The sequence below is a fragment of the Sphingomonas sp. H160509 genome, assembly GCF_024124765.2.
Classification (GTDB): Bacteria; Pseudomonadota; Alphaproteobacteria; order Sphingomonadales; family Sphingomonadaceae; genus Sphingomonas.
The window spans coordinates 4,021,533-4,034,484 of record NZ_JAMXSR020000002.1 but is presented as its reverse complement, the minus strand read 5'-3'; the positions used below and the strand labels follow the sequence as shown (position 1 = coordinate 4,034,484).

At 65.6% G+C, this 12,952-nt stretch carries 10 protein-coding genes and 9 pseudogenes; 6 read left to right on the top strand and 13 right to left on the bottom strand.

Annotated features, from left to right (window positions below; translation table 11 throughout):
• Positions 1–18 precede the first annotated feature (18 nt).
• The 3 genes and pseudogenes from NHF48_RS21850 to NHF48_RS21840 form a co-directional block, all read right to left on the bottom strand.
• Positions 19–435, bottom strand: a complete 417-nt coding sequence (locus tag NHF48_RS21850) for a hypothetical protein (RefSeq protein WP_263817007.1) — start codon at positions 433–435, stop codon at positions 19–21.
• 14 nt (positions 436–449) lie between these two features.
• Positions 450–1,204: pseudogene (locus NHF48_RS21845) on the bottom strand (prepilin peptidase).
• Complete coding sequence (locus NHF48_RS21840; RefSeq protein ID WP_253072278.1) at positions 1,197–1,340, bottom strand: hypothetical protein; 144 nt, start codon at positions 1,338–1,340, stop codon at positions 1,197–1,199. The pseudogene NHF48_RS21845 and the gene NHF48_RS21840 overlap by 8 nt, the downstream one beginning before the upstream one ends.
• A 185-nt stretch (positions 1,341–1,525) precedes the next feature.
• Between NHF48_RS21840 and NHF48_RS21835 the strand changes: the two are divergent.
• Positions 1,526–2,732: pseudogene (locus NHF48_RS21835) on the top strand (acetyl-CoA C-acyltransferase).
• 80 nt (positions 2,733–2,812) lie between these two features.
• Positions 2,813–3,073, top strand: a pseudogene (locus NHF48_RS21830) (endonuclease domain-containing protein); the annotation flags it as partial.
• 246 nt (positions 3,074–3,319) lie between these two features.
• Here NHF48_RS21830 and NHF48_RS25550 read toward each other — a convergent pair.
• Together NHF48_RS25550 and NHF48_RS21825 are read right to left on the bottom strand one after the other, a co-directional pair.
• Positions 3,320–3,439, bottom strand: a complete 120-nt coding sequence (locus tag NHF48_RS25550; RefSeq protein WP_342454711.1) for a hypothetical protein — start codon at positions 3,437–3,439, stop codon at positions 3,320–3,322.
• Entirely contained in the window at positions 3,387–3,815 is a 429-nt protein-coding gene (locus NHF48_RS21825) for an SH3 domain-containing protein (RefSeq protein ID WP_342454710.1), read from the bottom strand. Before NHF48_RS21825 ends, NHF48_RS25550 begins: the two co-directional genes overlap by 53 nt.
• 122 nt (positions 3,816–3,937) lie before the next feature.
• Between NHF48_RS21825 and NHF48_RS21820 the strand changes: the two are divergent.
• The 3 genes and pseudogenes from NHF48_RS21820 to NHF48_RS21815 all read left to right on the top strand — a co-directional run.
• A pseudogene (locus tag NHF48_RS21820) lies at positions 3,938–4,663 on the top strand (NAD(P)-dependent oxidoreductase); the annotation flags it as partial.
• Complete coding sequence (locus NHF48_RS26255; protein ID WP_446741192.1) at positions 4,557–4,937, top strand: 2-hydroxyacid dehydrogenase; 381 nt, start codon at positions 4,557–4,559, stop codon at positions 4,935–4,937. The pseudogene NHF48_RS21820 and the gene NHF48_RS26255, both read left to right, overlap by 107 nt.
• A 90-nt stretch (positions 4,938–5,027) precedes the next feature.
• Positions 5,028–5,219 (top strand): hypothetical protein, encoded by a 192-nt coding sequence (locus tag NHF48_RS21815; protein WP_093399163.1) that lies wholly within the window; start codon positions 5,028–5,030, stop codon positions 5,217–5,219.
• Positions 5,220–5,421: 202 nt separating this feature from the next.
• Here the strand turns inward: NHF48_RS21815 and NHF48_RS21810 are convergent, their stop codons facing one another.
• The 5 genes and pseudogenes from NHF48_RS21810 to NHF48_RS25540 all read right to left on the bottom strand — a co-directional run.
• On the bottom strand, positions 5,422–5,667 hold the full coding sequence (locus NHF48_RS21810; RefSeq protein ID WP_133019121.1) for a hypothetical protein: 246 nt from the start codon (positions 5,665–5,667) through the stop codon (positions 5,422–5,424).
• Between the two features lie 168 nt (positions 5,668–5,835).
• Positions 5,836–6,474: a LysE family translocator gene (locus tag NHF48_RS21805; protein WP_253072277.1), complete on the bottom strand. Its 639-nt coding sequence runs from the start codon at positions 6,472–6,474 to the stop codon at positions 5,836–5,838.
• A gap of 315 nt (positions 6,475–6,789) precedes the next feature.
• Positions 6,790–8,195, bottom strand: a pseudogene (locus tag NHF48_RS21800) (NAD(P)H-dependent flavin oxidoreductase).
• A gap of 70 nt (positions 8,196–8,265) precedes the next feature.
• Positions 8,266–8,667, bottom strand: coding sequence for a glycosyltransferase (locus NHF48_RS25545; RefSeq protein ID WP_342454771.1), 402 nt, complete (start codon positions 8,665–8,667; stop codon positions 8,266–8,268).
• 277 nt (positions 8,668–8,944) lie between these two features.
• Positions 8,945–9,418, bottom strand: a pseudogene (locus NHF48_RS25540) (glycosyltransferase family 1 protein); the annotation flags it as partial.
• Positions 9,419–9,650: 232 nt separating this feature from the next.
• On the opposite strand from NHF48_RS25540, the gene NHF48_RS21790 reads away from it, so the two are divergent.
• Positions 9,651–10,007, top strand: coding sequence for a hypothetical protein (locus NHF48_RS21790; RefSeq protein ID WP_056063078.1), 357 nt, complete (start codon positions 9,651–9,653; stop codon positions 10,005–10,007).
• A gap of 53 nt (positions 10,008–10,060) precedes the next feature.
• On the opposite strand, the pseudogene NHF48_RS21785 reads toward NHF48_RS21790, so the two are convergent.
• The 3 pseudogenes from NHF48_RS21785 to NHF48_RS21775 all read right to left on the bottom strand — a co-directional run.
• Positions 10,061–11,177 (bottom strand): annotated as a pseudogene (locus NHF48_RS21785) (glycoside hydrolase family 130 protein).
• Positions 11,178–11,234: 57 nt separating this feature from the next.
• Positions 11,235–11,927 (bottom strand): annotated as a pseudogene (locus NHF48_RS21780) (SDR family oxidoreductase); the annotation flags it as partial.
• 144 nt (positions 11,928–12,071) lie between these two features.
• Positions 12,072–12,935 (bottom strand): annotated as a pseudogene (locus NHF48_RS21775) (alpha/beta fold hydrolase); the annotation flags it as partial.
• Positions 12,936–12,952: the final 17 nt, after the last annotated feature.

Sequence of the window (12,952 nt, the reverse complement as noted above, 5' to 3'; positions counted from 1 at the left end):
GTTTCACAAAAATTAACCTCAGACACAGCCGATTAGGCCACCGACCGGCATGACGACGGTATCCCGTCCGGGGCGGTCGATCCGTAGCGTCGCGGACGTCACGGTCGCGCCTGCCGAGATGTCGGCGCGCACCGCGACGGCCATGTCGAGCGTCGCGGTCACGTCGCCGCCGCGATATTGCGTGACGCCGCCGAAGCCGAAGCCGATCGCCGGCGACTGGGTCGTCATCGCATAGTCGGTGGTCTTGCCGTCGATCGCGAGACGGATCTGCGCGGGGTCGGCGGTCGCCATCGCGACGAGTTGGCGGCCGGCATCCATGCTCCAGAGATACGCGGCGCATCCCTTGGCGGGGAGCTTCTGCTGGCCGATCGCGCCGAGGGGACCCGTACCTGAATTGGCAGCTGGCGCAGGGGTCGCGGCTTGCAGCGCGAGCATAAGAGCGAGCGATATCATGGCGTCACGCCTATCATGAACAGCCACGCGGGATAAGCCGCGATCGCCAGCAACGCGCCGAACGGAAGCGCGGTGTCCGCTGCCATGCTGCGTCCCTTGAGGTGTGCGGCAAGGACGACGCCGAGCCCGATCATGCTCGCGATCAGCAGGACGGCGGGCAACATCTGCCACCCGAGCCACAGCCCGATCGCACCGAACAGCTTGGGATCGCCGCCCCCCATCCCGTCGCGTCCGCGCAAATGCCTGTAGCCGACCGCGACCAGCCACAACGTGCCGAACCCGGCGAGTCCGCCGATCAGCCGTTCCTGAAGCGGTGGGTCAATGCCTAGCGCGGCGCCGACGAGTCCGGTCGCAGCGAGAAGGATCGTCAGTCGATCGGGCAGCCAGAATGCGACGAGATCGAGGCTCGCCAGCGCGAGCAACAGCCAGCCGAACACCGCGCCGGCGATGCCGACTCCCCCGGCGCAACGATCCCCGCAGCCAAGCCGATCGCCAACCCCGCCAACTCGATCCGCCAATGCACCGGACTGATCGCGACACCACACCCTCTGCACTGGCCGCGCAGCACGAGCGCACTCAGCAGCGGCACCAGCTCGACCGCGCGGAGAGTCCGCCCGCAGCCATCGCACGCCGAGCGCCCCTGCATCACCGAGCGCCCGTCGGGCCAGCGCATCACCAGTGCCGCGACGAAGCTGCCGATGATCGTCCCGAGCACCCCCAGCACCACCGCCCAGAACGCAGCCTCAGACACCCGTTTTCCGCACCAGGTAGCGATACACGCCGAGGAGGTTGATCCCGAACAACACGATGTTCTGCGTGCCCAGCGCCCAGTCCCCGGTCAAGGCCGCACCGCTCAGCCAGGCGATCGACGAACCGACGAACAGCACGAACCCCCCACCCCGTCACGCGCCGCCCGAAGTCGAGCGACACCATGAAGGCGGCGATCACCCCCGACCCTGCTGCACACCATTTGAGCGTCGTGATGAGTGTTTCCATGACGGGAGGTCTAGGCGCATCGTGCGGTGCTTTGTATTGCCGCACATCAACCCCATATACGGGGGCAGAAGAATATATGGAGAGTGAAGTGGCCGCCGATCGAGATCCCATCGTCATCCTGTCCTACGCGCGCACGCCGATGGGATCGTTCCAGGGGCGCGCTCGCCGGCGCGACCGCGACGCAGCTTGGCGCCGATGCGGTGCGCGGTGCGGTCGAGCGGTCGGGCGTGTCGGCGGCAGAGATCGAGCGGATTTACATGGGCTGCGTACTGCCCGCCGGGCTAGGCCAGGCGCCGGCGCGACAGGCGGCGATCAATGCCGGGCTTGGCGATCACGTCGAGGCGACGACGGTCAACAAGATGTGCGGATCGGGGATGCAGGCGGCGATCCTTGCCGCGGACGCACTGGCGGCCGGCTCGGTCGACCTGCTCGTCGCGGGCGGCATGGAGAGTATGACCAACGCACCGTACCTTTCGAAAAGCCACCGCGGCGGCGCGCGGATCGGGCATGACCGGATGTACGACCATATGTATCTCGACGGGCTCGAGGACGCGTACGAACCTGGCAAGCTGATGGGCAACTTCGCCGAGGACACTGCGCACGAATACCAGTTCACGCGCAAGCAGATGGACGACTACGCGATCGAGTCGCTGCACCGGGCGCAAGCCGCGCAGAAGTCCGGCGCGTTCGACCGCGAGATCATCTCCGTCGATATCGCCGGTCGCAAGGGCACGACCACGGTCTCGCTCGACGAGCAGCCGGCGAAGGGCGACGTCGCCAAGATCCCGACGCTGAAGCCCGCCTTCTCGAAGGACGGCACGATCACCGCCGCCAACGCGTCGTCGATCTCCGACGGTGCTGCGGCCTTGGTGATGACGCGTGCGAGCGTTGCGGACCGGCTAGGCATCACGCCGATCGCGCGCGTCGTGGCGCATGCCGCGCATGCCCATGCCCCTGCGTTGTTCACGACCGCGCCGGTGTTCGCGATGCGCAAGGCGATGGAGAAGGCCGGCTGGTCGGCGTCGGACATCGACCTGTTCGAGGTCAACGAAGCCTTCGCCGTCGTCGCGATGATCGCGATGCGCGACCTCGGGCTGCCGCATGACAAGGTGAACATCCACGGCGGCGCGTGCGCGCTAGGTCATCCGATCGGCGCGAGCGGTGCGCGGATTCTAGCGACGTTGCTGTCCGCGCTTGAGACGACGGGCCAGAAGCGCGGCCTAGCCTCGCTCTGCATCGGCGGTGGAGAAGCGACCGCGATGGCAGTGGAATTGATGAACTGACCCGCTGACTTCCCCCCCCCCTGAAAGGGAGGGGTCGGGGGTGGGTTGCTCTCGGCAGCGCGCAAGCGCAGTCTCACAGGATGCCGCGCGTTCCTCCCGAAATGACGCGACGCGCTCGGGAGCTGCGCAATCATCCGACCGATGCCGAGATCGCGATCTGGCACAAGGTCGCGTATTTCCGCCCGCGGTTCACGCGGCAGTTGGTAGTGGAAAGGTTCATCATCGATCTGGCGTGTCGGGAGGTGCGGCTGGCCTTCGAGTTCGACGGGAGCCAACATATCGACTCGTTTCGTGATGCGGTGAGGACCCGGCGGTTGGAAGCGCTCGGGTGGACGGTGATCCGGTTCTGGAACTCGGACGTTGCCCGCAATCCAGACGGTGTGGCCGAGACGATCCTGGCAAGCGCTGTCCGTCTTCAGCGGCCAACCCACCCCCAACCCCCTCCCTTCCAGGGAGGGGAGCTAACCAGTCAGAAGACCAACCCTATGGCGCCCTCCCCTTCTCCCCCCTCCCTGAAAGGGAGGGGCCGGGGGTGGGTCGGCTTCCGGATCATGCGACGCCGCCGATTAAACAGCCCCTCTCAACCATCAAGGCAAGACTTCACCAGCCTCGACACCCCAAAGCCCCCCAACGGCAACAAACCCCGCCTGCCCCTTAACATCCATCCGGCACCAGCCATTCCCGCACTGGCTCAGGCGCCCAACCACGCCCGGTGCCGCGCGCCACAGCAACCGGCTCCCCCGCATTGGGCTTCTCCCGCAGCTCCACCGGCCCACCGCCATGCACGATCGCGGTCCGCGTACCGCTCAGCAGGTTGGCCTGCATCCAACCCTCGGTACCGTCAGGATCAGCGACCTTGCGCCATTCCTTGAAGATCGCGACCACCTTGATCGGCAGATCCTGGCGTTGGTAAAGCCAGCTCGCCGGATACGTCCGTGCCGGCCCGGTCCTCATCCGCGCGCGCGACGCCGAGATCGACGCGTAATAGGGCACGCGCTTCTGCGTCGCGTCGGCCGCCGCCACCGGGTCGGGCACCAGCGCGCTGGCAACAAAAACGGAAAGCGCGGCGGCGAGAATGCGCATGGTCATGTCCTAACTGGCGAACCGATGTCCTATCGCGACGAACCGCTTTCCTCAACCGAAGTTGCGGCCCCTCACGTTGACGGGACGTTGACGGGCACGAGCACCTTCGCCAAGCCGGTCGCATGATCGACACACGCCGCTGTCCGAACCCCAAGGTCGTCGTCACCCGCGAGCTGGCCGACACACTCATGGACCGGATGGAGGCGCTGTTCGACACGCAGAACAACCGCGCCGATGTGAAGCTCGACCGCGACCAGCTCGCCGCGGCGATGGCCGATTGCGACGTGTTCGTGCCGACCGTGACCGACGAGATTGATGCGGCGCTGATCGCCGGCGCGGGCGACCGCCTGAAGCTGATCGCGAACTACGGTGCGGGCGTGAACCATATCGACCTCAAGGCGGCGCGCGCACGCGGAATCATCGTCACCAACACGCCGGGAGTGCTCACCGAGGACACCGCGGACATGACGATGGCGTTGATCCTATCGGTGCCGCGGCGGCTAGCCGAGGGCGAGAAGCTGGTGCGGTCGGGCCAGTGGAACGGCTGGAGTCCGGGCGGAATGCTCGGTCACCGGATCGGCGGCAAGGCGCTCGGGATCGTCGGGATGGGTCGGATCGGCCAGGCGGTCGCGCTGAGGGCGCGCGTGTTCGGGCTGACGATCCATTATCATAACCGCACCCGCCTCCCCCGCGGTCCGCGAGGCGCAGCTAGCCGCCACCTTCCATGCATCGCTCGACGACATGCTCGGCGCCGTCGACATCGTCACGATCCACACGCCCTTGAACGCCGACAGCCGCGACCTGATCGACGCCCGCCGGATCGGCCTAATGCAGCCGCATGTGTACCTGATCAATGCGGCGCGCGGCGGGATCGTCGACGAGGGCGCGCTGGTCGATGCGTTGGAGGCCGGACGTTTGGCGGGCGCCGGTCTCGACGTCTGGGCGCACGAGCCGATGATCGATCCGCGGCTGCTCGCGCTGCCCAACGTCGTGATGCTGCCGCACATGGGCTCAGCGACGCTCGAAGGGCGGATGGCATCGGGCGAGCGCGTCATCCAGAATATCCGGATGTGGGCGGATGGCCATCGCCCGCCGGATCAGGTGCTCGACGGCTGGATCTGAACCCACCGATACGATCTGCATCAATATTTCGGAACCGATGCCGCGATGCAGCATTTGTTGGATACCCCCGGAGAGACAGGAGTATCCAAGATGAAGAAGTTTGCCGTTTCCGCCCTGCTGGTCGCATCCGCCGTGTCGATGAGCGCATGCTCGACGCTCAAGGGCGCGGGCATCGGTGCAGCCGGTGGCGCAGGCGTCGCCGCCGCGACCGGTGGTAGCGTCGAGAAGGGCGCAGCCGTTGGCGGCGCTGGTGGCGCCGTCGTTGGCACGGTCGCCGACTGATCGGGCCGGACACCACGCGAAATTGCGGCGGCTATACCGCCCGCCCTTGTTTCGTTCGCCAGTTAATCCTCCCCCCGCTAGGGGGAGGTGGCACCGACGGTGACGGAGGGGGGAGGAAAGCGAAACATACGTTCCGTGTCCTCCCCCTCCGACCGGCAAGCGCCAGCCACCTCCCCCTGGCGGGGGAGGATTTAGACTCCAGTCAGACCGCACGCATCCAATGTGTCCGCGCGACGTTCCCGGTCAGAACCTTCGACCCGAACGCCTTGATGATCTTCGCGGCATCGGCACTGTTCATCAGCACGACGCGCGTGCCACCTGATGGCAGCGTCTCGATCGCACTGATGATCGCGTCATGCTTCTTGCACATCGCCACCACCTGAGGCTGTTCGACGCTGACGTTCACCGCGCGCGAGATCGGCACGACCGTTTCGGTGCCCGTCGTCACGATGCGATCCCTCGAAGGTGCGATAGCAGAATAGATCGTCATGCGGCATTCCCGGCTCGGAGCGGGAGCGCAAAGCATCTCTCAGTCGCAGCCTGCCCGTACGAAGCGCCGCGATGCGTCAGCTATGCGCGCTATCGCCCCGAACGGCAATGGCGCGGCACGTTTTCGCTATGCTCGCACCCGCAGCAAAGCGAGACCGAACCCGACGAAGATCGCCCCCGTCACGCGGTCGAACGCGCGCCGCAAAGCCGGGCGCGTCAGATAGCGCGCGAGCGTCCTCCCACCGGCTGCATACACGCCGTACCAGAAGCTCTCGACCACCGCGAAAGTCACTACAAGTATCGCGAACTGCGGCGCTTGCGGCGAGGCGCGGTCGACGAACTGCGGCAGGAAGGCGGCGGCGAACAGCAACAGCTTGGGATTGCTGATCCCGATCACGAACCCCCCGCGAAACAGGCGCCACACAGACACGGAAGGAAGGAGTGCCACCGGCGTCGTATCGTCGCCGACGTCGATCGGAGACCCCGCCCCGCGCCAAGCCTTGATCCCGAGGAATATGAGGTACGCGACACCGGCATAACGCAGCGCGTCGAACACCCGCGGCCATGCCGCGAGCAGCGCGGATACGCCAGCCGCGGACGCCGCCAGCACAAGCACCAGTGCGGTCAGGCACCCCGCCATGGCCGCGACGCTGCGCCGTGCGCCAAAGGTGATGCTGCGCGTCATGACGTGCAGCATGTTGGGTCCGGGCGTCCCGCATAGGAGGAACACCGCAACTACAAACAACCACCAGGCGTGTAGCGTCATGGGTGCATCCTATTCCTGTTAGCCTCGCGAACGAGAAACGCCCGCGGTTGGTTCAGGCCAAGATTTGCCTAGCCCAATCCATTGCCTGAAACCTGCTTCGCGCGCGTCTAGCCAAGGTTGCGGCCGAATTCGATCGCCGTTCGGCCCTCCCTTGTTCTCCCGCGAAGGCGGGAGCCCAGACTGGGTCCCCGCCTTCGCGGGGAAACAAGCTTCGGTTGGTTCCAACCGATCAGCGCAGGTCTGTCCCAGGGCACGAGGTGTCGCACAACCGATGCTATCGAAGGTTCGACATCATCGCGCGCGGCCACCCTCGCCTCAATCGCCCGTCAAAATCCGATCGACCAACTGCCCAACGCTGGGCACGAACCCGTTCGAGTAGAACGGGTCCTTCTTGAAATTATACGCGGCATGACCCGCGAACATCAGATTCTGGTCGATGTCGCCGCCGTGCGCGATGTCCTGCAACGTCTTCTGGATGCAGAAGCTGCGCGGGTCGGCGAGGCGTCCGGTCGAGTTGGTCTCGGTATCTGCCCAGCTCGAGAACGAGCATTGCGACAAGCAGCCCATGCAGTCGGCCTGGTCCTTGCGGATCATGCCCTTTTCGGTCGGGCTGACGAACACCAGCGTGTTATCCGGCGTCTTGAGCGCATCGGTATAGCCCCTCGCCGAACCACTGCCGCGCACGCAGCAGGTCGTTGCGCGTGACCCAGAAGTTCTTGCCCTTCACGCCGACGTCGAGCTGGAACACATGATCGCCAGCCTCCTGCGTCGAGAACGCGATCTGGCGCTCGGAGCGTGCTTCCAGCGAGCGCAGGAACGGATTGCGCACCGCCGACGAGTAGAAGCCGGTCGGCGAGAACTTGTGCAACAGCACGTCGCCTTCCTCGATCTGCGTCAACGCGTCCTTCCACCCCTGCGGGATCGGGCTTTCGCGCGTTAGCAAGGGCCGCGTGCCGAACTGAAACGCGATCGTTCCAAGCTCGGGATTGTCGATCCAGTCGTTCCAGTCGCGCAGATACCAAACGCCGCCAGCCATGACGATCGGCACGTCGTCCGAGATGCCGCCTTCGCGCATTACGTCGCGCAGTTCCTTCACGCGCGGATACGGGTCCTGCGGCTTCAACGGGTCCTCGGCATTCGACAGGCCGTTATGCCCGCCCGCGAGCCACGGATCCTCGTACACCACCGCGGCAAGCCACTCGGCCGCCTTCGAATACGCCCGCTTCCACAGCGCGCGGAAGGCACGGCCGGAGCTGACGATCGGCAGGTAGCTGACGCCGTAGGACGCGGTGATCTCGGACAGCTTGTACGGCATGCCTGCGCCGCAGGTGACGCCGGCGACCTTGCCGCGGGTGCGTTCGAGCACGCCGTGCAGGATCCGCTGCGCGCCGCCCATTTCCCACAGCACGTTGATGTTGATTGCGCCCTTTCCGTCGGCGATCTCGTACGCGCGCTCGACTTGCTGGACCGCGCCTTCGATCGCGTACTGGACGAGTTCCTCGTGCCGGTCGCGCCGGGTCAGCGCCGCATAGACCTGCGGGATGATCTTGCCCTCGGGATCGTAGCTGTCGGCGTTGACTGCCGACACGGTGCCGATGCCCCCCGGCCGCAGCCCAGGCGCCGGCCGACGCGTGGTTGGTCGCGGCGACGCCCTTGCCGCCCTCAACCAGAGGCCAGACTTCCCGACCGTTATAGACGATAGGCTTCAGGCCCTTGAACACGACGTCACCTCTCCCGGAAAATACGGCCCCCCTATATCGCAAGGACGCAACGCGCGAGCAATATTACGACCTAGGTTAGTAGTTCGCCTAGTACGCCGGGCCGGCCGAGCGCATCCTCGTACAACGCACGATAGCGAGCGATCATAACCGCTTCGTCGTATTCGGCCCGCGCCTTGGCCTGGTTCGCGGCGCCGACCGAGGCGCGCAACGCAGGATCGGCGACCAGTGCCTGCAGCGCATCGCGCAACCGCACTTCGCCGGGGAGTTCGGTCACGAACGGCAAATTCTCCGCCGAGACCATCCGCCTGATATCGCCGACCGGGTAGCTCGCGATCGGCAAGCCGGCGGCCATCGCCTCGACCACCGAGATCGGAAACTGCTCGCTCCGCGACGACAGCGCCAGCATGTCGAAATGGCCAATATAGCGGTACGGCCGATCGAGGAATCCGGGCAGTACCAGCTTGTCCGCCATCCCCATCGCCGCAGCGGCCTGCAGTATGTTCGCGCGCTCCGGCCCCCCCCCCGACGATCACGAGGCGAACCCGCCCGGAAACGCCACCGACCGCGCGCACCAGCGCAGTCAGGTCCTTCACGTCTCGAAGGCCCGCCAGCGCGCCGATCACGACTTCCTTTGCGTTGGGCGTAAATCCCGGGATCGCCTTGGGTTCGGGCTTCTGCGCGTAATAGGCGGTGCCGATCCCGTTGACGATCCGGTGGACGCGCTCACGCGGCTGCTTCCACGTCTTCAGCGCGATGCCTTCGAGCACCTCGGACGGCACCGCCAACGCATGCGTAGCGCCCAGCGCGAGCCGCCGATAGATGTTGCGCTCGATCTTCAACCCGCCCGCTTCGTCGGCGTTGAACCCGTCCTCGTGGTGCACCAGCGGTGGCGCGCCCTTGGCGAACGCCCGTCGCGCCATCGCCCCGTCGATCGCACCCCAGTTGTACGTCAGCACCAGATCGAACCGCCGCATATACTGCGCGATCGCCTCGTAGCGCGCGACCGACGGCTTGCCCGTCAGCGGCGGCGGGTTCTGTGCGATCTCGTAGCGCACCCCCCTTTCGCGATCGAGTCCCGCGCGCTCAGCGCATCGGGCACGCCCGACACGATGGTGTGTTTCGCGCGATCGCCGAACGCATTCATCAGCCGAACCGCGCGCGCCTCCTTCCCTCCCTAGGTCGAACGAGGAGTGGAGGTGGAGGATGTTGACGGGAGCGGCCATGGCCGACGCGATGCCGATTTTCGCGAGCTCTTTCAAGGGCGCGTGCGGACTTACCGTGCGCCAGCGCTGGCAACACAATCGGCATTGGTACAGTATTCCCGTCGAATCGGACCATTAATCCAAGTCTTTGCATCGATAGCCAAGCGAAACGGACAATGTTCGCGTTGAGCCTTATGCGACCTAGCCCGTAAAACAGCTGGACCGGAATACCGGCAATAAAAGGATGACCGTTATGGCTGCCTATGATTTCGACCCAAAACAGATTCAGAGTGCTCTTGACGCCGCTGCGCAACATGCAAAGTCGGCCAATATTGCTTCGGTTAGTGCGGAAACCGACGTTTCCAATGGCGGCGCCTTGGTACTAGCCGGCGGGTGTATCAGCGTCACGGTCAACAACGGACAGGTCTGCGTCAATCTGCCACTAGGGTTCGGCTCGATCTGCCTGCCCATTCCGTCGATCTTCCCCAGCGGAACCGCAGCGCAGGCTTGCCTGGACATCTGCACGACATGGGGCATCCCTACCGGCGTGAAGGTCACGATCTCGGTCGCTGGCCATGTCGTCGTTTCGAAGTCGTTCGGCCGCTGCTGATCCGACTTTCCAGGAGGGAGGCCGCGCGCTGCGTCCTCCCTCCTGGCTAGCGCTCAACCGGCGAACACGGCCTTCGCGATATGCGTGATCCGGCATGCCAAATCCGCCTCGCCGCTGGCGACCACATAGAAATCGCCCGCGTCGGCGATGCCCGTCGTGAAGACGACGTTGTCGAGGTACATGCTGTCCTTCAACGGCTCGGTCAGCGCCGGGTTCGGCTCCAGCAGTGCGGCATGCTCGGTCGCCACCGTGATCGAGGGATCGTCCTTGTCCAGGATCGACCAGTACGTCCGGTAAATCCCGACCACGCCCGATGGCTCCACCCCGTGCCACAGCGTCAGCCAGCCACGATCAGTCAGGATCGGAGGCGCGCCGCCACCCATCCGTGCGGTCGATACCGTGGCCGCATGCGGCCGGATGCCTGGCTTGTCATGCGGTTTCCAGTGCAGCGCATCGGGCGAGCGCGACAGGTTGATCGACGGCCCGCTGCGCCATTCGCTGCCTGGTGGATAGGCGAAATACAGGTCGCCGAGCGGTCGCGTCTGCGCCCAATACTGGCCATCGATCAGGCCCTCGAAGATCAGCATGTCCTTGTTCTGGTGATCGAGCACGATCCCCCTCGAGCTGCCAGTCGAGCGCATCGGCGGACGTATACAGCGTGGTCGAATGCCGTTCCGGGCTCACCGAACAGGTGGTCATCAGATAGCGGTCGCCGACCTTAGAGATCCGCGCATCCTCGACGCCGTAGCATTGGTACGACGTGCGCGGCGCGATCGCCTTGTCGTAATGCACCGTGACGACCGAGCGACCCTCGGCATCCAGCTCGACCGGGAGCAGCCACGACAGCGACGTCAGTGCCATCACCTTCCACCCGCCGCCGGGGATCAGGAACTTCCGCGGATCCTTGGTATCCACCATCTGCAACGGCCACGCATCGAGCAGATATGCGCCGTCCTGCCAGCGGATCGCGTGGACGTTGCCGTTCCTGATCGGCTGCTTGAGCGCCTCGCCGACTCGCACCATCAACAGCAAATTGCCATTCGCCAGCCGCGTCATCCCCGGGTTGAACGCGCCGAGCACATAGGTCTCCGCGCCGACCTTCCCCGCAAGCGGCGAGCGCGACAGGTCGATGTCGGCGGGGGGTGAAGACGAGCTGGTCGAACATGCTATTCTCCTTGGTGAGTATGCCGTGCTCCCCCGCGAAAGCGGGAGAACTAGGAGGGAAGATTATTCCCCCTCAAGCGCGCGCGGGACGATGACGATCTGCTGGATCACCGAGCGGGTCGGCTGGGTGAGCAGGAACTCGACGCCCGCCGCGATGTCCTCGCCTCGCAGCATCTGCTCCGCCTCGATCATCTGGCGCTGCTTGTCGTCGGGCACGTCGGGATACTGCATGTCCGACCCGACCTTGCCCGGCTCGACCAGCGACACACGAATACCCTTCGGCCCCAGTTCGCGCCGCAACGCTTCGGAAAAACCCGCGATCCCGGACTTGATCCCGGCATAGACGGTCGAGCTTGGCCCGAGGATATGCGCGCTCAGCGAGCCGATGATGACCATGTCGCCGATCGGCGTCATCCGATGCGCCGCATGATGCGCGCTGAGCAGGTACGCTGTGAAATCGACCGCGATCGCGTAGCGAAGTTCGTCCTCGGTCATCTGCGTCAGGCCACCGGCCGCTACCGCGGCGTTGATGACAGTGATGTCGAACCCACCGAGATACGCCTCGCCCGCATCGAAAAACGCGCGGACTTTGTCGGGATCGGCCAGTTCGGTGATCATCCCGTCGCCCTCGCCGACTTGGCGGATGTGCGTCAGTGCGTCCCGAAGATACCGTTCGTCGCGCCCACAGACATAGACCTTGGCTCCGTTCGCGGCGAGCATGACCGCGATCGCCCGGCCGATCCCGGTCGTTCCCCCGGTAATGATCGCGCGGCGACCCTTGAGCGGGCGGGCAGTCGTATGGAGGTCGGCGCGTTCGATCATCAAGTTTCCCGGCTTGTCAGTAAGGCCCACGCCTAACGCGCGGCCTTGGCCGGATGTCCCTAGGCACGGATCGCCGCCCCCCTCAAGCGCGCGCACCAGCAACCGGTCGATCGGCTCCTGCAGCATCGTCTCGCTCAACGTCGGCGCGTGGCCGACGCCTGGAACCGTCACCAGGTCCGCGTGGTCGAGCGATGCCGCCATCCGCTCCGCCGTCGCCGCCGACAGCAGGTCCGATCGCCCCCCGCGCACGATCAGCGTCGGCACGTCGCGCAATGACGCCAGCGCCTGCCACATGTCAGGCCCCGCCTCGTTCCCCGACACGCGGAACGGCTCGGCGATCTTCAGATCGTAATCGAGCACGATGCGCCCCGAACTGTTGAGCCGGTACAGCCGCTTGGCCATCGCCAGCCAGTCCTCGATCTGCCAGTCGGGATAGACGTCGGCGTTGTTCTCCGAAACGCAGCGCGCGGCATGCATCCAGGTCGGGAAGACGCTCGCCTTGCCGACATAGCCGCGGATCCGCGACAAGCCCTGCGCGTCGATCTCCGGCCCCACGTCGTTGAGCAACGCCGCCATCATCCGGCCGCGCGATGGCCCCGCCATCAGCATCGTCACGATCCCGCCGAGCGACGTGCCGAACGCGATATACCGGTCGATACCCTGATCGGTCAGCAATGCCTCGACGTCCTGCACGTAGGTCAGCGGCACGTACGACATCGGGTCCTTCGCGTAGGCGCTCTCGCCCCGCCCGCGAAAGTCCACCGCGATCAGGCGCCAGCGCCCCGCCAGTCTTGCCGCGAGCGCATCAAAATCGCGGGCATTACGCGTCAGGCCGGGCATGCAAATAATCGGTAGTTGGCCTTCCGCGCCGCCCGGATAGTCCCTCGCGTGGAGCCTCAGCCCGTCGTTGGACCACCAATAGAGGTTTTCGTAAGCGGCCATGGTTGCGTCCTTCGGGT